The organism is Nonomuraea sp. CX421 (genome assembly GCF_059358955.1).
This window is the reverse complement of sequence record NZ_JCADBK010000015.1, coordinates 62,134-82,897: the sequence shown is the minus strand read 5'-3', so window position 1 is coordinate 82,897 and position 20,764 is coordinate 62,134. Positions and strand designations below refer to the sequence as shown.

Below are 20,764 nucleotides of genomic sequence, written 5' to 3'. Positions count from 1 at the left end.
CCGTTCAGCGGGGCGGGGCCGTCCTGGCACGGTGGGCCGCGACGTTGACCCGGTTGGCGCAGGCCGGTGAGCAGAACCTGCGGCGCCCGTTGCGTGAGGTGTCGACGTAGACGGTGACGCAGCCCCGCCGGTCGCAGCGCCCGAGGCGACCGCCGCCGGAGAACGACATGGCCAGGGCCAGCCCGCCCGCGGTGGTGTCCTTGGTCCGGGAGACGATGTCGGCGTCGACGGAGAAGAAGTGCAGGTGCGGCTCACGGCCGTCGTGGGCGCTCACGTACGGCTTGGACGCGGTCTCGTCGAGCAGGTCGTTGATCAGTTTGATCTGGGTGTCCTGGTCGGTCTCCCCGAACACCGGCGCCAGCCGGCCCGCCCACACCCGCAGCAGCCCCGCCTGGGCCGGCGTCAGCTCGGTGCGCAGCATCCCGTGCTCGGCCAGCATCGGCTCCAGCGCCTCCGGGCTGTGGTCGGTGGCGTTGACCAGGTCCGCCGCGAGCGCCGCCCCGTTGCCTCCGTAAGCGTTGAAATGCATAAGGCCATTACATCAGATTGGAATCATGCATGACAGCGCGCACGACCCCGCGACCCTCACCGTCGTCTCCTCGCACCCCACCTCCGAAGGCGTCGTCTCCTACCTCCGCTGCGCCTGCGGCGCCTGGGAGGTGCGCACGTCCGCTCCCCGGGATCTCGTCGCCAGAATTCCCACTGTGCTCGCAACGTGATGATCAGGACATCGACGGACACGGTGCGGTAGTCCTAGAGTCGGCAGCACCACTCCCAGGAGGACAGGCATGTCGAGCATTCCGTCCCTGCTGCGCGACCGGATCGCGGCAACCCCCGATGCCGAGGCCTATCGCACCCCGTCGGCCGACGGCTGGACCTCGCTGTCCTGGCGGGAGGTGGGCGAACGGGTCCGCGCGCTGGCGCTGGGCCTGGCCGGGCTCGGCGCGGGCTCCGGCACCCGGGTCTCCATCCTCAGCTCCACCAGGCTCGAATGGATCCTCGCCGACCTGGCGGTGCTGTCCACCGGCGCGGCCACCACCACGATCTACCCGTCCAACACGGCGGCCGAGTCGGCGTTCGTCATCACCGACTCGGGCAGCACGATCGTCATCGCCGAGGACGACGACCAGGTGGCCAAGCTGAGGTCGGTGCAGAAGGAGCTGCCCGGCGTCACGCACGTCCTGGTGATCGACGGCACGCCCAGCGACGACGGCTGGGTGCTGCGCTTCGACTCGGTGAGCGGCGAGGGCGACTACGACGCGATGGTCGACGCCATCGCTCAGGACGACCTGGCCACGCTCATCTACACCTCCGGCACGACCGGCCGGCCCAAGGGCGTGGAGCTGACCCACGACAACTGGCTCTACGCGGGCGGCGCGGTGCGCGAGCTGGGCCTGCTGTCCGGCGACGACCTGCACTTCCTGTGGCTGCCGTTGTCCCACTCGTTCGGCAAGCTGCTCGAGGTCGTGATGATCGACAGCGGCGTGCCGACCGCGATCGACGGCCGCCTCGACAAGATCGCCGAGAACATGGGCGTGCTCCGGCCCACCTTCATGGCCGCCGCGCCGCGCATCTTCGAGAAGATCCACAACACCGTGGCCGCCACCCAGCAGCGCGAGGGCGGCGCCAAGCTGAAGATCTTCACCTGGGCGCGGGCGACCGGCATCCGGGTGGTGCGGGCCCGCCAGCACGGCAAGGCCATCCCGCTGACCACCCGCCTGGAATACGCCCTGGCCGACCGGCTGGTCTTCAGCAAGCTGCGGGCCCGCTTCGGCGGGCGGATCCGCTTCTTCATCTCGGGGGCGGCGCCGCTGTCCCAGGACATCGCCGAGTTCTTCGACGCCGCCGGCCTGACGATCCTGGAGGGCTACGGGCTCACCGAGTCGTCGGCGGGCAGCTTCCTCAACCGGCCCGACTCGGTGAAGTTCGGCACGGTCGGGCCGCCGCTGCCCGGCACGACGGTGCGCATCGCCGACGACGGAGAGGTGCTGATCGGCGGGCGCGGCGTCATGCGCGGCTATCACGGCCTGCCCGAGGAGACCGCGGAGGCGCTGGAGGACGGCTGGCTGCGCACCGGCGACATCGGCGAGCTCGACGCCGAGGGCCGCCTGACGATCACCGACCGCAAGAAGGAGCTGATCAAGACCTCGGGCGGCAAGTACGTCGCCCCTTCCTATCTGGAGGGCCGGATCAAGGCGGCCTGCCCCTTCCTGTCGCACGTGTTCGTGCACGGCGACCGGCGCAACTACTGCACGGCGCTGGTGACCCTCGACATGGAGGTGGTCAGGCCGTGGGCCGAGGCCGAGGGACTGCCGGCCGACGCCGAGGCGCTGCGTGAGCACCCGCGGATGCTCGCCGAGGTCGAGAAGGCGGTCGCCCAGGTCAACGACGGAGAGGCCAGCTACTCCACGATCAAGAAGTTCGCCATCCTGACCGACGACTTCACGGTCGAGTCGGGCGAGCTCACGCCCAGCCTCAAGATCAAGCGCAAGGCGGTCGAGTCGCGCTACGGCGGCACGCTCGACTCCTTCTACGACACGTCCGCCTGACCTTCCCCCCTCGCGTCGCGGCGGGCGGGACGCTCGAAGGCGGCCAGCAGGCGGTCGGCGGCCAGGGCGGGGGTCAGGGTGCCCGCGAGCACCTCCTCCTCCACCTGCCCGCCGATGGCCCGCACCGCCGGGTCGTCACGCAGCTCCGAGAGCAGCCGGTTGCGCACCAGGGTCCAGGTCCACTGCACCTGCTGACGGCGGCGCCTGGCCGCCAGGTCGAGGCTCTCCTGGTGGGCCAGGATCTGACGCCAGAGCTCGGGCAAACCCGCGCCGGTGAGGCCGCTGCAGGTGAGCACCGGGGGCGGCGTACTGTCCGAGCGGAGCATCCGCAGCGCCCCGGCCAGCTCGCGCGCCGCCTTGCGCGCGGCGGGCTCATGCTCGCCGTCGGCCTTGTTGACCGCGATGACGTCGGCCAGCTCCAGCACGCCCTTCTTGATGCCCTGCAGCTGGTCGCCGGTGCGGGCCAGGGTGAGCAGCAGGAACGTGTCGACCATGTCGGCGACCGAGGTCTCCGACTGGCCGACGCCCACGGTCTCGACCAGTACGACGTCGTAGCCGGCCGCCTCGACCACCACCATCGCCTCCCGGGTGGCCTTGGTGACGCCGCCGAGGGTGCCCGAGGTGGGCGAGGGCCGGATGAAGGCGGCCGGGTCGACCGACAGGCGCGACATGCGGGTCTTGTCGCCGAGGATGCTGCCGCCCGTCCTGGTGGACGAGGGATCGACGGCCAGGACGGCCACCCGGTGCCCCTGCCCGGTCAGCAGGGTGCCGAGCGAGTCGACGAAGGTGGACTTGCCGGCCCCGGGCACGCCCGAGACGCCCACCCGGCGGGCCGCGCCGGACATCGGGGTGAGCTCGACGAGCAGCCGCTGGGCCAGCGCCATGTGGTCGGGCCTGGTCGACTCCACCAGGGTGATCGCGCGGGCGATCCAGGCGCGGGAGCCGTCCTTGACGCCCTGGACGTAGTCTTCGAGCGACCGCACCGGACTAGTGTCCCAGCCGGGCCGTAAGCTCCCGGAGCAGGTCGAGGGCCGCGTCGGCGATCACGGTGCCCGGCGGGAAGATCGCCGAGGCGCCCGCCGCGCGCAGCTCGTCGAAGTCTCCCGGCGGGATGACGCCGCCGACCACGATCATCACGTCCTCGGCGCCCAGCTCGGCCAGGGCCTGCCTCAGCGCGGGCACCAGCGTGAGGTGCCCGGCCGCCAGCGAGGAGACGCCGACGATGTGCACGTCGGCCTCGACGGCCTGGCGCGCGACCTCCTCGGGCGTCTGGAACAACGGGCCGACGTCCACGTCGAAGCCGAGGTCGGCGAAGGCCGTGGCGATCACCTTCTGGCCGCGGTCGTGACCGTCCTGGCCCATCTTGGCCACCAGGATGCGCGGGCGGCGGCCCTCGTCACGTTCGAAGTCGGCGCACGCCCGGCGCGCGCTCTCGATCCCGTCGGCGGGACCCGCCTCGTCGCGGTACACCCCCGAGATCGTACGGACCTGACCGGCGTGCCGGCCGAACACCCGCTCCAGCGCGTCGGAGATCTCGCCCACCGTGGCCTTGGCGCGGGCGGCGTCGACCGCGAGCTTGAGCAGGTTGTGGTCGAGCCCGGGGGTGGGGTTGTCGGCGGCCTTGGTGAGTGCGTCGAGCGCGCGGCCGACGGCGGCGTCGTCGCGTTCGGCGCGCAGCCGGCGCAGCTTGTCGAGCTGCTGGGCGCGGACCGCGCTGTTGTCGACCTTGAGCACGTCGATCGGCTCGTCGGCGTCGGGACGGTACTTGTTGACGCCGATCACCGGCTGCCGCCCGGAGTCGATGCGGGCCTGGGCTCGGGCCGCGGCCTCCTCGATGCGCAGCTTGGGCAGGCCGGCCTCGATGGCCTGGGCCATCCCGCCCGCGGCCTCGACCTCCTCGATGTGGGCCCAGGCGCGTTCGGCCAGGTCGTGGGTGAGGCGCTCGACGTAGTAGGAGCCGCCCCACGGGTCGATCACCTGGGTGGTGCCCGACTCCTGCTGCAGCAGGAGCTGGGTGTTGCGGGCGATGCGCGCGGAGAAGTCGGTGGGCAGCGCCAGCGCCTCGTCCAGGGCGTTGGTGTGCAGCGACTGGGTGTGGCCCTGGGTGGCGGCCATGGCCTCGACGCAGGTGCGGGCGACGTTGTTGAAGACGTCCTGGGCGGTGAGCGACCAGCCGGACGTCTGCGAGTGCGTACGCAGCGACAGCGACTTGGGGTTCTTCGCGCCGAACCCGGAGACCAGCCTGGCCCACAGCAGCCGCGCGGCGCGCAGCTTGGCGACCTCCATGAAGAAGTTCATGCCGATGCACCAGAAGAACGACAGGCGGGGCGCGAACCGGTCGATGTCCATCCCGGCGGCGACGCCCGCCCGGAGGTACTCGACGCCGTCGGCCAGCGTGTAGGCCAGCTCCAGGTCGAGCGTGGCCCCGGCCTCCTGGATGTGGTAGCCGGAGATGCTGATCGAGTTGAACTTCGGCATCTTTTCGCTCGTATAAGCGAAAATGTCCGAAATTATGCGCATCGATGGGGCGGGCGGATAGATGTAGGTGTTGCGGACCATGAACTCCTTGAGGATGTCGTTCTGGATGGTCCCGGCCAGTTGCTCCGGCGCCACCCCCTGCTCCTCGGCCGCCACGATGTAGAGCGCCAGGATCGGCAGCACGGCGCCGTTCATGGTCATCGACACCGACATCCGGTCGAGCGGGATCCCGTCGAACAGCTGCCGCATGTCGTAGATCGAGTCGATCGCCACCCCCGCCATGCCCACGTCGCCGGCGACGCGCGGGTGGTCGGAGTCGTAGCCCCGGTGCGTGGCCAGGTCGAAGGCCACCGAGAGCCCCTTCTGCCCGGCCGCGAGGTTGCGCCGGTAGAAGGCGTTGGAGTCCTCGGCCGTGGAGAAGCCGGCGTACTGGCGGATGGTCCACGGCTGGTTGACGTACATGGTCGGGTAGGGGCCCCGCAGGAACGGGGCGGCACCCGGATAGGTCTCCAGGAAGTCGAGCCCGTCCAGGTCGCCGGCCGTGTAGAGCGGCTTGACCCCGATGCCCTCGGGCGTCTCCCACACCTCACCCTCGGAACCCACGGGACCCTCGGAGCCCTCGGGCGCGTCCCGCGGCCCCGCCGGGGCGCGGCCGTCCAGCGGGATGCCGGTGAAGTCGGGGATCATCGGGCAACCTCCAGGTCGTCGAAGGTCGTGCGGAGCACGTCGAGCACGTCGCAGCCGGCGTGCAGGCGGGCGTCCACACCGTCGTAGTCACCCTTCCCCGCCAGCCAGATCCTGTGCGCGCCCGCCCGTCTCAGCGCGGCCGCGACCGCCTCGGCGTGCTGGGCGTAGAGCTTGTCGCTGGAGCACAGGCAGGCGACCGTGGTGCCGCTGACGGCGAAGGCGGTGGCGATCTGCTCGGGGTCGACCCCGGGCCCGGCGGTCTCGGTGGCCAGGCCGCCCGCCTGGAACAGGTTGGCGGCGAACGAGGCGCGCGCGGTGTGGGCGGCGACCGGGCCGATGGTGGCCAGGAACACCTTGGGCCGCTCGGGCCGCGCGTCGGCGAGGTCGCGCAGCCGCTCGAACTCCTCGGCGTAGGTGATGCGCGGCAGACCGGACGCCGGCCCTCCGGACTCGGCGGGCCCTCCGGACTCGACGGGCGCGGCCGACCCGGCCTGCGCGGAGGTCCCGGCCTGCTCGGAGGTTCCGGCCTGCGCGGTGGGACGGCTGAGCGGCTTCTCCCCGAGGTCGGGGAACTCGCTCACGCCGGTGATCGGGAACCGGCGGTGCGCAATGTCAGCGGCCCGGCGCTCCCTGGTCGCGGCGACCCGCTCGGCCACCAGCGGCCGGGCCGCCTCCATGCCGCCCGCGGCCTCGATCTCCTGGAACCACGCCCAGGCCCGCTCGGCCAGGTCGGCGGTGCGCCGCTCGACGTACCAGGAGCCGCCCGCCGGGTCGATCACCTTGCCGACCCCCGACTCCTCCAGCAGCAGCGCCTGGGTGTTGCGGGCGATCCGGCGGGAGAACGCGTCGGGCAGGCGGAGCCGGGCGTCGAACGGCTGCACGGTCACCGCGTCGGCGCCGCCCACGCCGGCGGCGAAGCAGGCCAGGGTGGTGCGCAGCATGTTCACGTAGGGGTCGCGCGCGGTCATCATGGCCGAGCTGGTCACCGCGTGCTGCAGCTGCTCGCCCTGGCCCCCGCACGCCTCGGCGACCCGTGCCCACAGCTTGCGCGCCGCGCGCAGCTTGGCGATGGTGGCGAACTGGTCGGCGGTGGCGGCGTAGCGGAACTCCAGCTGGCCGAGCGCCTGCCCGATGGTGAGCCCGGCCTCGGTCAGGGCCCGCAGGTGGCCGACGGCCAGCGCGATCGAGCAGCCGAGCTCGTCGGCGTCGCTCCCGCCCGCGTCGTGGTAGGGGGTGGCGTCGACGGTGATGGCCCGCAGCCCCGGGAACTCGGCCACGCACCGCAGGGCCAGCGCGGTCGCCACGTCGGGCCGGGCGGCACCGGCCCCGAGGTTGCCCGAGGGCGGGGTGCCACGCTCGGCGGCCAGTGCGAACAGGATCTCCGCGGCCTCGGCGGTGGCGGCGCCGGCGTCGAGGACGACCGGCGCCAGGTCGAGGTAGACGCCCTCCAGGACCCTGCGCAGCTCGCTCACCGGGATCGCGCCGTCACCGGCCACCAGCCAGAGCGACGTCACGCCGTTGTCCAGGTCGGCCAGCACCGCCTCGGGGTCGGCCACGGCGTGCCGCTGGCGTACGTCCCAGCCCGTGGTGGTCCGCGCGCCTCTCGCGAACGGCGGCGCGCCGGGCAGGTCGGCGGCGTCGTAGAGCGGCGCGAGCGTCACCCCGTCGTAGGTCGGAGTGGACAGCGCGCGCTCCGGCGACTCGGTCTCGACCCCGGACTTGCGCAGGACCCCGAGCGCGAGCGCCCGCCAGTCGTCGCGAGTGGTGGAAGGGAAATCCACGGCCAGATCCATGAAACGGATAGTAAGCGGCGTCTGGCAGCCGCCGGGAACCGGGGGTGGCCCCAGGTCAAGCGCCGGCCAAGATCAGGGCATCGGCGCTTCCCAGGACAGCCGCCAGGTGGTGGGGCCCACGATGCCGTCGGCCTGGACGCGCTGCTGGCGCTGGAACCGGCGGCACACGTCGCGCGAGCCGGGCCCGTAGGCGCCGTCGGCCTCCAGCTCCCAGCCACGCCTGCTCATCTGGGCCTGCCAGGTGCGGACGTCCTCGCCGCGCATGACCGGCGGGTACTTCAGCGGTCTGCCGGGAAAAGGGGGCGTCTCCGGCGGGGTGGTGCCACCGCCGCCGGGCCTCGGCGCGCCCAAGCGCACCCAGGCGTACAGCGCCTCGCCCGGGCAGTCGGTCGCGTAGCCGTCGCGGTGTCCCTTGATCTCCTTGCCGGCGTCACCGCGCTCGCGCACGTGGTCGATCGCGTCGAGGATGCCGTGCAGCAGCCCGTCGGGCGGCTGCACCAGCCCGGCGTTGCCGACCAGCCCGAGCACCGCGTAGTGGCCGGTGTTGAGCCCGGACCCATTGGCCGCCGGTAGGTGGTGTAATCCCCGTCCCACGAAGACCTTCCGATGCGGACAAGCCACGAAGGAGTAGCCGATGTCCACCCAGCCGTTGCCGTCCATGTGACCGCGCTGGATCGACTGCACCAGGGAGACGCAGCCGTTGTGGTCTCCGACGATGCCAGGGTCGACCCTGCCTCCGGTGTAGTGGACTTTGACGCCTCTGGTCGAGTCGAGCTGTGTGTAGTCACCGCGAGGCGCGCGGGCGTTCCAGTCACGCCGGGATACGAGGTCGGCCACCGTATGCTCTCCGGGGGTCGGGATTGTGACGACTGAGCGTAACGCGGCCTGTGCGGAGTGGTCCCGGAATTCAGCTATTTCGTCTACGGTCTGATGACCCGTTTGTCGGTGATGATCGCCGTGATCAGGTCGTGCGGCGTCACGTCGAACGCCGGATTCGCCGCGTCGGTGCCCTCCGGCGTGAGCCGTACGCCTCTGATCGTGACGACCTCGGCGGGGCCTCTGTCCTCGATCTCGATCTGCTCGCCGGTCGGCGTGGCGAAGTCGATCGTCGTCTCGGGCGCGACCACGTAGAACGGCACTCCGGCACGCCGCGCGCCGAGCGCGAGCGAGTAGGAGCCGATCTTGTTGGCGGTGTCGCCGTTGGCGGCGATCCGGTCGGCGCCGATGAGCACCGCGTCGACGCCGCCCCTGGCCAGGAGGTACGGTCCCGCCGAGTCGGCGACGAGCCGGTGCGGCACCCCCATCCTGCCGAGCTCCCAGGTGGTCAGCCTGGCCCCCTGCAGCAGCGGCCGGGTCTCCAGGGCGAGCACCTCGGCCATCCGCCCGCGCTCGTGCAGTGTCTGGACGACGCCGAGCGCGGTGCCCCGCTCGACGGCGGCCAGCCCGCCGGTGTTGCAGAGCGTCATGATCCGCAGCCGGTCACCTTCGAGGAGGTCGGCGCCGCGCTCGCCCATGGCCACGCAGGCGGCGATGTCCTCGTCGCGGATGCGCAGCGCGGTCTCCAGCACCGCCTCGGGGCCCTGGCGCAGCCAGGCAGCGGCCTGGTCGACGCCCCAGGCGAGGTTCACGGCCGTGGGCCTGGCGGCTCGCAACCTGGCGATGGCGTCCTGGTCGTCTCCGGCCAGCACGACGCCGAGCGCGCCCGCGACGCCGAGCGCGGGCGCCCCTCGCACGGCCAGCCGCCGGATCGCGTCGATCAGCTCGTCGACGGTGGAGATCCTGACCGTGACGTACTCGTCGGGCAGCCGCGTCTGGTCGACCAGCTCGATCGCTCCGTCCACCCAGTCAATGGTCCGCACTCGATCAACGCTAATCGATCCGTGCGAAACCGCCACTATCCGTACGAATCTGTCATGGCCTGGTCAGTGCGGCGTTACCGCTGTGTCAGGCGTACCGGGAGGAGACGGGAGCGATCGGGCCTGTCGTCGTACCGGGTGAAGACCGATAACGTGGCGCCATGGTGATCCCCCTGACGCCTGACGATCCGGCGGCACTGGGCGCCTACCGCCTGGCCGGACGCCTCGGCGAGGGCGGTCAGGGCGTCGTCTACCTGGCCCACGGGCCCGACGGCGAGCCGGTCGCGGTCAAGCTGCTGAGCACGGGAGACGCCGAGACCCGGGCCCGGCTCGCGCGCGAGCTCGACGCGCTGGAGAGCGTCGCCTCCTTCTGCACGGCCCGCGTGCTCGACGCCTCGACGGACGGGCCGCGCCCGTACGTGGTGAGCGAGTTCGTCGACGGCCCGTCGCTGGCCGGCCGGGTGAGCGAGCGCGGGCCGCTCCGCGGCGGCGAGCTCGAACGCCTGGTGGTGGGCACCGCGACCGCGCTGGCCGCCATCCACGCCGCCGAGGTCGTGCACCGCGACTTCAAGCCGGCGAACGTGCTGCTCGGCCCCGACGGGCCGCGCGTGGTGGATTTCGGCATCGCCAGAGCCGAAGGCGCGGCGACGCTCACCTCGGGGCTGATCGGCACCCCGGCCTACCTGGCGCCGGAGCAGATCGGCGGCTCGCCCGCCTCGGCGGCCTCCGACGTGTTCGCGTGGGCGTCGACGATGGTGTTCGCCGCCACGGGCCGGTCCCCGTTCGGGGCCGACACGGTGCCCGCGGTGCTGCACCGGGTCCTGCACACCGAGCCCGACCTGTCCTCGCTGCCGCCGCGCCTGCGTGACCCGATCGCGGCGTCCCTTTCCAAGGACCCGTCCCGCCGTCCCTCGGCCCGCGACCTGATGGTCACCCTGGTCCACCCCACTCCCGGCGGAACCGGCGGCACCCCCATCGCGGCCTTTCCGTCCGCTCCCACCGGCCCGCGCCTGGGCGAGAGGCCAGGACTGCCAGGCACCGGGTCCGGCCATCCGGCAGGCACCGGCCGACCGTCAGGGCGGGCGCGTGGCGCGCTGATCGGCCTGCTGGCGGTCGTGGTGGCCCTGGCGGCGGGCGGCGCGATCCTCTGGTTAGGGCGCGGCTCGCTCTTTCCTGCCGCGTGGACGACCGCCGAGCCCTCGACCTCCACCTCGGCCGACCCGGCGGATCGAGGGGCTTCGGCTGCCTCGACGGCTCCGGCGAGCCCGCCGACGACGGGCCCCGGCGACCGAGGCTCCGCCTCGCCCCCGGCTTCGACGGCCGCCGAAGGCGCGGTGCGGATCCCGGCCGCGTTCGCGGGCACCTGGAAGGGCACGGCCGACGGGGACGTCCTCGGCACCGAGTTCGACGACGAACCCGTCACGATCACCCTGCGGCAGGGCGACACCACGGGGGTCTGGGACTCCCCCGGCGAGGATCCCGCCTGCGCGAAGGGCACACTCACGACGAAGGACCTGTCCGGCCCGACCCTGACGTTCGGCCTCTCCGGGCTGGGCGGCACGTGCGCGATCATCGAGTCCGCGGGCGGCATCACGGTGTCGCTGAAGCACAAGAACGACGACAGGGCCGACTACGAGCTGACCATGCCGCTGGGCGGGAGGAGCAAAGGGGAGCTGACCAGAAGCGGCCCGGCTCCCCTGCCCTGAGCCCGGCCCCGGCGGCTCGCAGGAGGGACGGTGCTCTCCTAGCGGTGCCTGGACAGGACGCGGTCGACGCGGTCGGCGAACCGCCGGCAGGCGAGCCGGGCGGTGCTGATCACCGTCGGATCCACCGCTCCCGACTGCGCGATGGCCAGGATGAGCGCCGCGGCATGGTCGACACACTCTCGGGCGGCTCGCGCGCCGTCCTGGCCGGGGCCGGCGCGCAGGTGATCGGCGGCGCGCGTGACGGCCTCCGCGAGCGGGGCGCCGATCGGGATGGTGGTGCCGCCGGACCCGCGGTGGCCGTTGCGGGCGAGCAGAGCCCGCTGACGCATGCCCGCCACCATCCCCTCGGCCGGAGCGCCCCCGCCACCGGCGGTCGATGCCCGGACGCCGTCGAGTGCGTCGAAGACGCCCGCCGTGAAGTCGGGCAGGGTGCGACTGGCCTCCTTCATCCTCGGCGGGCACTCCTCCGAGTCGCCGTCGTCGTCGCAGCAGTCGTCCTTGCAGCCGAAGCCGTCACCGCCGCCCCCGCCGAAACCACCGCCGAAACCACCGCCCGATCCGGACGCGCCGCCGTCACCGCCACCGCCGCCATCGCCGCCGCCTCCTCCAGTGCCGCCGCCGGAGGAGCCGGATCCGGACTCGCTTCCAGGGCTGGGTTCGGGTGCCGGCTGGCCGATCTGCGTGGTGGTCGTGGTCTGCGTGCCGTCGGGGTGGTAGACGGTCGTCGTCTCCGTGCCCACCCCGTTCGCGTCGATCGTCGTGGTGGTGAAGGTCGTCGTGCCGTCGGGGGTGGTGCGTTCGACGGTCTTGCTGTAGTTGCCGTTCGCGTCGACGGCCCAGCCGCTGCGCTCGCTGAAGGTCTGGCCCTGGTCGTCGGTGTAGGTCAGCTCCCAGTATCCGGAGCTCGTGCCGGTGGATTCGTTCGTACTGCTCTGGGTGAGCTCGTGGTACACCACCGCCGACGTGCCGTCGGATGAGATGGCGGTGATCGTGGTCTCGCGACTGCTGGGGATGTCCGGTTCGTACAGGGGGCCGCCGCCGGTCTCGGTGATGGTGGTGATCCTTTGGCTGCCGTCAGGGAACGTTTCGACCCTGATCGTGGTACTGGTGCCATCGGTGTCGACGGTCGTCGACTCCTCCACCGTGCTGCCGACGACGAGATCACCGTTGATCGTGTTCACCTTGCGGAACCCGTCGTCGGTGGCGAACACCACCTGCTTGCCTTCGAGGGACGCGCCGGCGGCGTCGGTGACCCGGACCCTGGTCGTCTTCCCGGCTCCGGCACTCCGCTTCCCCGCCGCTCCCGCACTCCGCTTCCCGGAACCGCCCACGCCCCGTGGGCTTCGCGGCTCGTCGTAGGTGGTCTCGCTGTCCTCGGACCACAGCGTGTTGCCGAGCCGGTCGCTCCGGCGCCGCGTCAGCGTGGTGACGCCCTGCGCGAAACGGCCCTCGGCGTTCAGGAGCCCTCCGTCCGGAGACTTCTCCTCGACGGTCCATCTACGCGTGTCGTCGGAGCCGATCGTGAGGTCGCGGTCCCGCCGGAAACCGGTGGTCGACAGCAGCACCGAACGGGCCGCGACGCCACCGTCCGGGGCCGAGCGCGCGGTGCGTACGGAGAGCAGCCCGTTGGGCGAATGGCGTTCGTGGCCGGTGGTGACGCTCGTCTCGGTCCACTGCCGGTTGTCCAGCGCCACCAGTGACAGGGTGCCTCGGGCGTCGAACTCGGCCCGGAACATGGAGCCGTCGGCGGCGGGAGTGCCCGCGATGAGGAAGGAGCCGTCACTGTCGATCTGGAGCAGTGCCGAGATCTTCTCGTTTCCGTTGACGGGCCGGCGTCGTTGCATAGGAGCCTCTGAAGGAGCGTTGGGACCAGCTTCCTTCCGAGGCTAACGACACCCTTCCACACGGTGCGTGATCGGCCGGATGCCGGGCGTGGCGACGCTCGCCCGCCGACGAAGTGGAACCAAAACGGCAAAACCCTTCGACATACCGGACGGGTGACTGGATCATTGGAGGCATGTCTGTGATCAAGGAGGTGCCGTTCCCCAGTCCGGAGACTCCCGAGCTCCCGATGAACATCTGGATCGACGACGCCGACTCGGCCGTCGACGTCATCGACGCCCTGGCGCTGTCGCCGTTCGCGACGGGGGTGCAGCCCTGGTCCCGCCTGGTCAGCCTGGAGCGCGTACGCACCGAGGCGGCGCTCAGCCCGGCGCAGGGCCGCGTGGTGCGCACGGCCCAGGTGCAAGACGGCCCCGAATCCCGGCTGATCTGCGGTGACGGCTGGACCCTGCGGGTCGTCCGCCACCGCAACCGCACGGCGACGGTCAGCGTGACCGCCGTCAGCGACGAGCTGGCCCGTTCGGTGCTGAAGGAGAGCATCGACGGCGCGGAGGAGCCGGAGCCCGACACCGACCACGTGGAGATGGGCTTCTGGTGGCGCTCCAGCCACGGCGCCACCCGCTCCGAGAAACCCATCACCGCCCAGCCGTGGGCCGAGATCGAAGGCAACTACTCGGCCGAGGCCCGCCAGTCGCTCGACCGCCTGATGGGCGTCACCCCCGCCGACGTCAACGGCCGCCTCATCCTCCTGCACGGCCCGCCCGGCACCGGCAAGACCACGCTGCTGCGCTCGCTGGCCAAGCAGTGGCAGGACTGGTGTCAGGTCGACTGCGTGCTCGACCCCGAGCGCCTCTTCAACGACCCCGGCTACCTGATGGAGGTCGCGGTCGGCTACGACACCGAGGAGGACAAACAGCGCTGGCGGCTGCTCGTGCTGGAGGACTGCGACGAGCTCATCAGCGCGGCGGCCAAGGCGCAGACGGGCCAGGGCCTGTCGCGCCTGCTCAACCTCACCGACGGGCTGCTCGGCCAGGGGCGCGACGTGCTGGTGGCGATCACCACCAACGAGGACCTGACCCGCCTGCACCCGGCCGTGGTGCGGCCCGGCCGCTGCCTGGCGCAGATCGAGGTCGGCCCGCTGGCCCGCGAGGAGGCCGTCCGCTGGCTCGGCACCTCCACGGGCGTCGGCCCGTCGGGCGCCACGCTGGCCGAGTTGTACGCGATCCGCTCGGGCCGCGCCCCGGCCGCCACCGGCGACGAGTCGACCGGCCTCTACCTGTAAAGGCACCCTCGCCGGCTTCCCGTACAGCATCACCACTGACGGATCCGGCTGTTACGTAAACCTTCCGATGTGCGACACCACAGGTCAAACCACAATGTGCCTGGTGCTCACCGTCGACCTGGCCCGCGTCGCCTTCCGCCGCTTCGCCCCGCCCCTCTCCGGGCCCGCGACCGCGTGGACGAGCGACGAGCAGCCGATCGGCTTCGAGGCCACCCAGCTCGTTCCCTCGTGGACGGCGCGCACCCCGCCCGGCGGCTGGATCGAGGTGGAGCTGCGGGCCAGGACCGCGAGCGGCGCGCTCACCAAGTGGTACGTGATGGGCCGCTGGTCCGAGCACGGCGACCCGCGCACGTCCGTGGCGGGTCAGGGTGACGACGACGGCGACGTGGCGGTGGACACGTTCGTGGCGCGCCGGCCGGTGACGGCCTACCAGGTGCGGGTCACCGCGTGCGGGGCGGGCGCGCGGGTGGGGACGCTCGGCGTGATGGCCTCCGCGGTCCCGCAGCGTCCCGCCGTTCCCGCCTTCTCCGGTCCGGCCGCCGCCGTCGACCTGGCGGTGCCCCGGCACTCGCAGCACGAGCACGCCGGGCACCACCCCGAATGGGACGGCGGAGGCGCCAACTGGTGCGGCCCCGCCTGCGTGGCGATGGTCCTCGGCTTCTGGGGGCGCGGCCCCGGCGACGACGAGCTGGCCTGGGTGGGGGCGGGCGACCCGCATCCAGGGGTGGACCACGCCGCCAGGCACACCTACGACTCCAGCTACCAGGGCACCGGCAACTGGCCGTTCAACGTCGCCTACGCCGGCCGCTACGGGCTGACCGGGTTCGTGACCAGGCTCCGCTCGGCGGGGGAGCTGGAGGCGTTCGTCCGGTCAGGCATCCCGGTGATCGCGTCGCTGTCGTTCAAGGCGCACGAGCTGCCCGGGGCCGGCTACTCGACGGCCGGGGCCATCATGGTCGTCGCCGGGTTCACCGCCGAGGGCGACGTGGTGGTCAACGATCCGGCGGCGCCGGACGACGGGCAGGTGCGCAGGGTCTATCCGCGGGCGGCGTTCGAGAACGTGTGGCTCCGGGGCACCGGCAGCGGCGGCATCGTCTACGTCCTGCACCCGCCCGAGGTCCCCCTGCCTCCTTCTGACGGCAATTGGTAACCGACAACTGATGGCATTGGGTGACTTATGAGCATTAGACCGATTGATGTGGCACGCACTGATGGCGGCCCCCAGTGGGTGGAGGCCGTGGCCACGCCCGCCGGGGTGGAGGTGTGGTGGGACGAGCCGCGCCCGCACGAGGGTGGCAGGCGCTGCGTGGTGCGGCGGCTGCCCGACGGCTCACGCGCCGACGCGCTGCCGGCCGGGTGGAACGCGCGCAACCGCCTGGTCGAGTACGGCGGCCGGTCGTGGCGCCCGCTGCCCGGCGGCGGCCTGGTCTTCACCAACTGGGCCGACCAGCGCCTCTACCGCCTCGACGGCGGGGAGCCGGTGGCGCTGACCCCCGAGGGCGCCTCCCGCTACGGCGACCTCTACCTGCCACCGGGACGTGACGAGGTCTGGGCGGTGCGCGAGACCGACGACGTGCGCGACCTGGTGGCGGTGCCGCTCGACGGCGGGCCGGTCCGGGTGATCGTCAAGGCCCAGCACTTCCTGATGAACCCCCGGCTCTCCCCCGGTGGCCGCCAGATCGCCTGGATCGGCTGGGACCACCCCGCCATGCCGTGGGACGGCACCCTGCTGTGCGTCGCGCCGCTCGGCGAGGACGGCGTCGCCGGGCCGTACGAGGTGGTGGCGGGCGGCCCCGAGGAGTCGGTGACCCAGGCCGAGTGGCGCGACGACGACAGCCTCTACGCGGTCGCCGACCCCACCGGCTGGTGGAACGTGCACCTCGTCGGCCGCGACGGCTCGGGCCGGCGCAACCTGACGCCGGTGGAGCTGGAGTTCGGCCACGCGCCGTGGAAGCCGGGCGCCGGCACGTTCGCGGTGGCCGGCGACCGGCTGGTCGTCGTGTACGGCACCGCCGGCCACCGCCGCCTGGGCGTCCTCGACCCCGGCACCGGCGACCTGCGCGAGGTCGGCGGCGACGCGACGTACTGGGCCTCGACCGTGTCGGCCGCGGACGGCGTGGCGGCGGCGGTGTTCGCGACGCCGTACACACCGCTGGAGGTGGCGCTGGTCGACCTCGGCGAAGGGACGCGCGAGACGGTGTCGGCGCCGAAGCCGCTGCCCGACCGGGAGCTGCTGCCCGACCCGGAGGCGGTGACCGTCGAGGGCGTGCACGCGCACCTCTACCCGCCGGCGGGCGTCCAGGGCCCCGCCCCGTACGTGATCTTCGTGCACGGCGGCCCGACCGGCAGCAGCCCGGTCGTGCTCGACCTGGAGATCGCCTACTTCACCAGCAGGGGCCTCGGCGTGGCCGTGGTCAACTACGGCGGCTCGACCGGCTACGGCAGGGCCTACCGCGAACGGCTGCGCCACCAGTGGGGCGTGGTCGACGTGCAGGACTGCGCCCGGGTGGCGCGCGGGCTGGTCGAGACGGGCCGCGCCGACGCCGCCCGGATCGCGGTGCGCGGCGGCAGCGCCGGCGGCTGGACCACGGTCGCGGCGCTGGTGCACAGCGACGTCTTCGCGTGCGGCGTCGCGCACTACGCGATCACCGACCCGGAGGGCTGGGCGGCCGAGACGCACGACTTCGAGTCGCGCTACCTGGACGGCCTGATCGGCCCGCTCCCCGAGACCAGGCAGCGCTACACCGACCGCTCGCCGCTGCTGCACGCGGCCCGGGCGTCCGGCCCCTGCCTCATGCTGCACGGCCTGGACGACGCGATCGTCGACGTCGGCCAGGCCGAACGGTTCGTCGCCGAGCTGGACCGCCACGGCAGGCAGTGGGCGCTGCTCACCTTCCCGGGCGAGCAGCACGGCTGGCGCAAGGAGGAGACCATCGTCGCGGCGCTGGAGGCCGAGCTGGCCTTCTACGGGCAGGTCCTCGGCTTCGAGACGCCCGAGGTGCCGCCGCTCAAGCTGAAGGGACGCGTGTGAAGAGCGTTGCCGAGATCTGCTCGGATCTGATCAGGTACGACACCACGAATCCGGGCTCGGGGGAACGCCCGGCGGCCGAGTACGTGGCCACGCTGCTGGCCGACGCCGGCCTGGACCCGGTGGTGTTCGAGTCGGCGCCGCGCCGCACGACCGTGGTGGCCAGGATCGACGGCGACTCCCCCGACGCGCTGCTCATCCACGGCCACCTCGACGTGGTGCCCGCCGACCCGTCGGAGTGGCGCACGCACCCGTTCTCCGGGGAGATCGCCGACGGCTGCGTCCACGGCAGGGGCGCGGTCGACATGAAGGGCTCGTGCGCGATGACGCTCGCCACCGTGCTCGACCTGACGGCGCGCGGCGTGCGCCCCAGGCGTGACCTGGTGCTGGCGTTCCTCGCGGACGAGGAGGCGACCGGCGACCACGGCTCGCGGCACGCGGTGGCCGAGCACCGGGAGCTGTTCGACGGCGTCACCGAGGCGATCAGCGAGTCGGGCGGGTTCAGCGTCGTCTCCGGCGACCACCGCGTCTACCCGATCGCGGTGGGCGAGCGCGGCACCGCCTGGATGAAGCTGACCGCGCACGGCGTGGCGGGACACGGCTCCCGGCCGCCCGTGGACAACCCGGTCGCGACCCTCGCGCACGCCCTGTCGCGGATCGCCTCCCACCAGTGGCCGGTACGGCTCACGCCGTCGGTCGCGGCGCTCCTGCGGAGCCTGTCGGAGATCACCGGCAGGCCCGTCGACCTCGACCGGCTGGACGAGGAGGCGGCCCGGCTCGGCCCGCTGGGCGGTCTGTTCAGGGGCCAGATCCGCAACTCCGCCAACCCGACCATGCTGAACGCCGGCTACAAGGTGAACGTGGTGCCGGCCACGGCCGAGGCGCACGTCGACGGCCGCTACCTGCCGGGCCTGCGGGAGGAGTTCCTGGCCACGATCGACGAGCTGCTCGGCCCCAAGGTCACCCGGGAGTTCGTCAACCTGGAGGAGGCTCCGGCCGCTCCCTACCCGTCGGCGTTCTTCGACGAGCTGGCGGGCTCGCTCGTGGCGGAGGACCCGATGGCGCGGCCGGTGCCGTACGTGATGAGCGGCGGCACCGACGCCAAGTCGTTCGCCCGGATCGGCATCCAGGGCTACGGCTTCGCGCCGCTGATGCTCCGGCCGGACCTCGACTACTTCGGCATGTTCCACGGCAAGGACGAGCGGGTGCCGGTGGAGGGCCTGGAGTTCGGCACCCGCGTCCTCACCCGGCTGCTGACCTAGCCGCCCGCGCCGCGCAGGACCCGGCGGGCGGCCAGTCCGCCGAACGCGACGGAGGCCGTGACGAGGATCGCGGCCTCCGTCCACTGGAAGCGCCAGAACCGGTCCGCCGGGTGGTGGTAGACGACGAACCGGTATCCCTCACCGAACAGGCACGCGTGCCACGCGTCGGTGTTGCGGCCGCTGCGCCCGACGTCGACCCGGCGCAGGCAGGCCGAGGAGACCGCCTCGGCGACCTCCTCGCCCGACGGCCGTACCCAGGCCGTACGGACGAGCCGGGCGTCGGGGTCGTCGAGCACGACGGAGCCCGTGAGCTCGGCCCGCGCGGGCTCCGCGTAGTGGTCACTGAGCGCGAACAGCGCGAACATGGTCGCCGCCACCCCGGCCACCACCACGGCCATCGCGGGCAGCGTGCGCCGGAACACCGCCCCGGCCAGCGTGCCCAGCGCGAACGCGTACAGCCACCACGCCGCCGGCGCCACCCCGACCATGTTGAACACGCCGATGTTGCCGAAGGCGGAGTCGATCCCGTCGCGGAACACCGGCCGCCACAGGCTGACCATCAGCGACAGGCCCAGCCCGCCGGCCACGACCGCGCCGCCGAGCACGGCCAGCTTGACCGACAGCCATCGCCACACCGGCACCGACTGGGTCCAGGCCAGCCGGTGCGTGCCCCGCTCGTACTCCCGCCCGAGCAGCGGCGCCCCCCAGAAGGCGCCGACCAGCGCGGGCAGCACGAGCGGCATCCAGCCGAAGACCGAGTAGACGGCGTCGTACCGCTCCCCCAGCCCCACCGCCGCCGCGAGATCGCCGCAGGCGGGCGCGGGCCCGGTGCAGCCGGGCGGCGCGTGGCCGGCCAGGTAGAGCCTCGCCTCGACGGCGGAACCGAGCAGCAGCAGCGCCAGCGCGGCCAGGAAGCCCGCGGTGACGAGGATCTGGGGCCGGTGCTGGCGCCAGGTCAGCCAGATCATCCGCCCACCCCCACCGGCCGGGGCAGCGCCGCCGACTCGGGGCTGCGCAGGTAGGCCATGACCAGCTCCTCCAGCCCGGGATGGCGCGCGGTCCAGCGGGGGTCGGCCACCGGCCCGCCCCGCACGAGCAGCGTGGCCCGCCGCCCTGCGCGGCCGGCCGCGACGACGCGCGTCCCGGCCGCCACGCCGTCCGCCAGCTCGACCGGCCCGTTCAGCACCAGGTGCCCGGCCAGCAGGTCGTCGATGTCGCCGCTGATCTGGACCCGCCCGCCGTTGAGCACCACCAGCCAGTCGCAGGTGTCCACCAGGTCGGAGACCACATGGGAGGAGAGCAGCACGGTCAGCTCGCGCCCGGCCACCTCCGCCATGATCGCCCGCATGACGTCGTGCCGGGCGAGCGGGTCGAGGTTCGCGAGCGGCTCGTCCAGGACGAGCAGGTCGGGGTGCCGGGCCAGCGCCAGCGTGAGCGCGACCTGGGCCTGCTGGCCGCCGGACAGCCGCCCCACCTTGTGGCCGGGCGGGATGCCGAGGGCGTCCAGCCTGCTCGCGGCGGCCTCGCCGTCCCAGCCGGGATTCGTGCGGCGGCCGAACGCGAGCATGTCGGCGACGGTGAACCCGTCGTACAGCGGCTTGTCCTGCGCCATGAACGCCACCCGGCCGCGCGCCGTCACCGACCCGGTCGTGGGTCTGAGCAGCCCGACGACCGCGTGCATGAGGGTGGTCTTGCCCGCGCCGTTCGGGCCGACCAGCGCGGCGACCCGGCCTCGCGGGAGCGCCAGCGAGCAGTCGCGCAGCGCCCACGCGCGCCGGTGGCGGACGCCCAGCCCGGTCGTCTCCAGCACCGGGGTCACGCGACGCCCTCGGTGAACGCGTCGGCCGTCACCGCGGCGAACAGCGCCCGCACGTCCTCCTGGTCGAGCCCGGCCTCCCGGGCCTGGCCCACCCACTGCTCCAGGCCGCGTCGCAGCCGGTGGTGCTCGGCGAGCGGCGCGCCGCCGCCGATGGCCCGCCGCACGAACGTGCCCTGCCCCGGCCTGCCCTCGACCAGCCCCTCGCGCTCCAGCTCACGGTACGCCTTGAGCACGGTGTTGGGGTTGATCGCCAGGCTGGCGACGACCTCGCGCGCCGTGGGCAACTGGTCGCCCGGCCGCAGCCCGCCGAGCCGGAGCGCCTGTTTGACCTGGTGCACGAGCTGCAGGTACGTCGCCACGCCCGATGCCCGGTCCAGGTGGAACTCGATCACTTAGGAAAACACCCTTTCACTAATGCAATAGAGAAAGGGTGTTGGACGGATCCCGTCCTTGTCAAGCGGG

General features: G+C 72.8%; 17 protein-coding genes. 7 read left to right on the top strand and 10 right to left on the bottom strand.

Translation table 11 applies throughout. The annotated features are described in order from the left end of the window. Positions 1-4 precede the first annotated feature (4 nt). Positions 5-529, bottom strand: a complete 525-nt coding sequence (locus tag AC5L3X_RS25240) for a CGNR zinc finger domain-containing protein (RefSeq protein ID WP_494860082.1) — start codon at positions 527-529, stop codon at positions 5-7. 25 nt (positions 530-554) lie between these two features. On the opposite strand from AC5L3X_RS25240, the gene AC5L3X_RS25235 reads away from it, so the two are divergent. Then, a complete protein-coding gene (locus AC5L3X_RS25235; protein ID WP_189125327.1) occupies positions 555-719 on the top strand; it encodes a hypothetical protein in 165 nt (54 codons plus the stop codon). Positions 720-788: 69 nt separating this feature from the next. Next, positions 789-2,549 carry an AMP-dependent synthetase/ligase gene (locus AC5L3X_RS25230; RefSeq protein WP_494860080.1) on the top strand — a complete coding sequence of 587 codons (1,761 nt, stop codon included), beginning with the start codon at positions 789-791 and terminating at the stop codon, positions 2,547-2,549. Here the strand turns inward: AC5L3X_RS25230 and meaB are convergent. From meaB to mtnA, 5 genes are all read right to left on the bottom strand, one after another. Beyond that, positions 2,531-3,532, bottom strand: a complete 1,002-nt coding sequence (gene meaB / locus AC5L3X_RS25225) for a methylmalonyl Co-A mutase-associated GTPase MeaB (RefSeq protein WP_494860078.1) — start codon at positions 3,530-3,532, stop codon at positions 2,531-2,533. The genes AC5L3X_RS25230 and meaB overlap by 19 nt on opposite strands. A 4-nt stretch (positions 3,533-3,536) precedes the next feature. Continuing rightward, positions 3,537-5,714 (bottom strand): methylmalonyl-CoA mutase, encoded by a 2,178-nt coding sequence (gene scpA, locus AC5L3X_RS25220; protein ID WP_494860076.1) that lies wholly within the window; start codon positions 5,712-5,714, stop codon positions 3,537-3,539. Next, a complete protein-coding gene (locus tag AC5L3X_RS25215; RefSeq protein ID WP_494860075.1) occupies positions 5,711-7,507 on the bottom strand; it encodes a methylmalonyl-CoA mutase family protein in 1,797 nt (598 codons plus the stop codon). The genes scpA and AC5L3X_RS25215 overlap by 4 nt, the downstream gene beginning before the upstream one ends. 72 nt (positions 7,508-7,579) lie before the next feature. After that, positions 7,580-8,344 (bottom strand): peptidoglycan recognition protein family protein, encoded by a 765-nt coding sequence (locus AC5L3X_RS25210; protein WP_494860073.1) that lies wholly within the window; start codon positions 8,342-8,344, stop codon positions 7,580-7,582. A gap of 83 nt (positions 8,345-8,427) precedes the next feature. Continuing rightward, positions 8,428-9,366, bottom strand: coding sequence for an S-methyl-5-thioribose-1-phosphate isomerase (gene mtnA / locus AC5L3X_RS25205; protein WP_494860071.1), 939 nt, complete (start codon positions 9,364-9,366; stop codon positions 8,428-8,430). 158 nt (positions 9,367-9,524) lie between these two features. Here mtnA and AC5L3X_RS25200 point away from each other — a divergent pair, with 158 nt between their 5' ends. Further along, positions 9,525-11,069, top strand: a complete 1,545-nt coding sequence (locus tag AC5L3X_RS25200) for a serine/threonine protein kinase (RefSeq protein ID WP_494860069.1) — start codon at positions 9,525-9,527, stop codon at positions 11,067-11,069. A 38-nt stretch (positions 11,070-11,107) separates the two neighbouring features. Here the strand turns inward: AC5L3X_RS25200 and AC5L3X_RS25195 are convergent, their stop codons facing one another. After that, on the bottom strand, positions 11,108-12,913 hold the full coding sequence (locus AC5L3X_RS25195; protein WP_494860067.1) for a hypothetical protein: 1,806 nt from the start codon (positions 12,911-12,913) through the stop codon (positions 11,108-11,110). Positions 12,914-13,086: 173 nt separating this feature from the next. On the opposite strand from AC5L3X_RS25195, the gene AC5L3X_RS25190 reads away from it, so the two are divergent. The 4 genes from AC5L3X_RS25190 (at position 13,087) to AC5L3X_RS25175 (ending at position 18,483) form a co-directional block, all read left to right on the top strand. After that, positions 13,087-14,193: a DUF5925 domain-containing protein gene (locus AC5L3X_RS25190; RefSeq protein ID WP_494860065.1), complete on the top strand. Its 1,107-nt coding sequence runs from the start codon at positions 13,087-13,089 to the stop codon at positions 14,191-14,193. A 94-nt stretch (positions 14,194-14,287) separates the two neighbouring features. After that, complete coding sequence (locus AC5L3X_RS25185) at positions 14,288-15,343, top strand: C39 family peptidase (RefSeq protein ID WP_494860063.1); 1,056 nt, start codon at positions 14,288-14,290, stop codon at positions 15,341-15,343. A 48-nt stretch (positions 15,344-15,391) separates the two neighbouring features. Beyond that, complete coding sequence (locus AC5L3X_RS25180) at positions 15,392-17,224, top strand: S9 family peptidase (protein ID WP_494860061.1); 1,833 nt, start codon at positions 15,392-15,394, stop codon at positions 17,222-17,224. Continuing rightward, positions 17,221-18,483, top strand: a complete 1,263-nt coding sequence (locus AC5L3X_RS25175; RefSeq protein ID WP_494860059.1) for a M20/M25/M40 family metallo-hydrolase — start codon at positions 17,221-17,223, stop codon at positions 18,481-18,483. The genes AC5L3X_RS25180 and AC5L3X_RS25175 overlap by 4 nt, the downstream gene beginning before the upstream one ends. On the opposite strand, the gene AC5L3X_RS25170 is transcribed toward AC5L3X_RS25175, so the two are convergent. From AC5L3X_RS25170 to AC5L3X_RS25160, 3 genes are read right to left on the bottom strand one after another with little or no spacing between them, the layout of a single operon-like run. Then, positions 18,480-19,451 carry an ABC-2 membrane transporter-related protein gene (locus AC5L3X_RS25170; RefSeq protein ID WP_494860057.1) on the bottom strand — a complete coding sequence of 324 codons (972 nt, stop codon included), beginning with the start codon at positions 19,449-19,451 and terminating at the stop codon, positions 18,480-18,482. The two genes, AC5L3X_RS25175 and AC5L3X_RS25170, sit on opposite strands and share 4 nt — an antisense overlap. Continuing rightward, entirely contained in the window at positions 19,448-20,302 is an 855-nt protein-coding gene (locus tag AC5L3X_RS25165) for an ABC transporter ATP-binding protein (RefSeq protein ID WP_494860056.1), read from the bottom strand. Before AC5L3X_RS25165 ends, AC5L3X_RS25170 begins: the two co-directional genes overlap by 4 nt. Beyond that, positions 20,299-20,694: a GntR family transcriptional regulator gene (locus AC5L3X_RS25160; RefSeq protein WP_189125313.1), complete on the bottom strand. Its 396-nt coding sequence runs from the start codon at positions 20,692-20,694 to the stop codon at positions 20,299-20,301. The genes AC5L3X_RS25165 and AC5L3X_RS25160 overlap by 4 nt, the downstream gene beginning before the upstream one ends. Positions 20,695-20,764 lie beyond the last annotated feature (70 nt).

Excerpts from the sequence above, each read along its gene's own strand:
- scpA (WP_494860076.1), bottom strand. The coding sequence starts at position 5,714 with ATGATCCCCGACTTCACCGGCATCCCGCTGGACGGCCGCGCCCCGGCG.
- AC5L3X_RS25185 (WP_494860063.1), top strand. The coding sequence starts at position 14,288 with ATGTGCCTGGTGCTCACCGTCGACCTGGCCCGCGTCGCCTTCCGCCGC.
- AC5L3X_RS25200 (WP_494860069.1), top strand. The coding sequence starts at position 9,525 with ATGGTGATCCCCCTGACGCCTGACGATCCGGCGGCACTGGGCGCCTAC.
- AC5L3X_RS25195 (WP_494860067.1), bottom strand. The coding sequence starts at position 12,913 with ATGCAACGACGCCGGCCCGTCAACGGAAACGAGAAGATCTCGGCACTG.
- AC5L3X_RS25235 (WP_189125327.1), top strand. The coding sequence starts at position 555 with ATGCATGACAGCGCGCACGACCCCGCGACCCTCACCGTCGTCTCCTCG.
- AC5L3X_RS25230 (WP_494860080.1), top strand. The coding sequence starts at position 789 with ATGTCGAGCATTCCGTCCCTGCTGCGCGACCGGATCGCGGCAACCCCC.
- AC5L3X_RS25215 (WP_494860075.1), bottom strand. The coding sequence starts at position 7,507 with ATGGATCTGGCCGTGGATTTCCCTTCCACCACTCGCGACGACTGGCGG.
- AC5L3X_RS25190 (WP_494860065.1), top strand. The coding sequence starts at position 13,087 with ATGTCTGTGATCAAGGAGGTGCCGTTCCCCAGTCCGGAGACTCCCGAG.
- AC5L3X_RS25240 (WP_494860082.1), bottom strand. The coding sequence starts at position 529 with ATGCATTTCAACGCTTACGGAGGCAACGGGGCGGCGCTCGCGGCGGAC.
- AC5L3X_RS25170 (WP_494860057.1), bottom strand. The coding sequence starts at position 19,451 with ATGATCTGGCTGACCTGGCGCCAGCACCGGCCCCAGATCCTCGTCACC.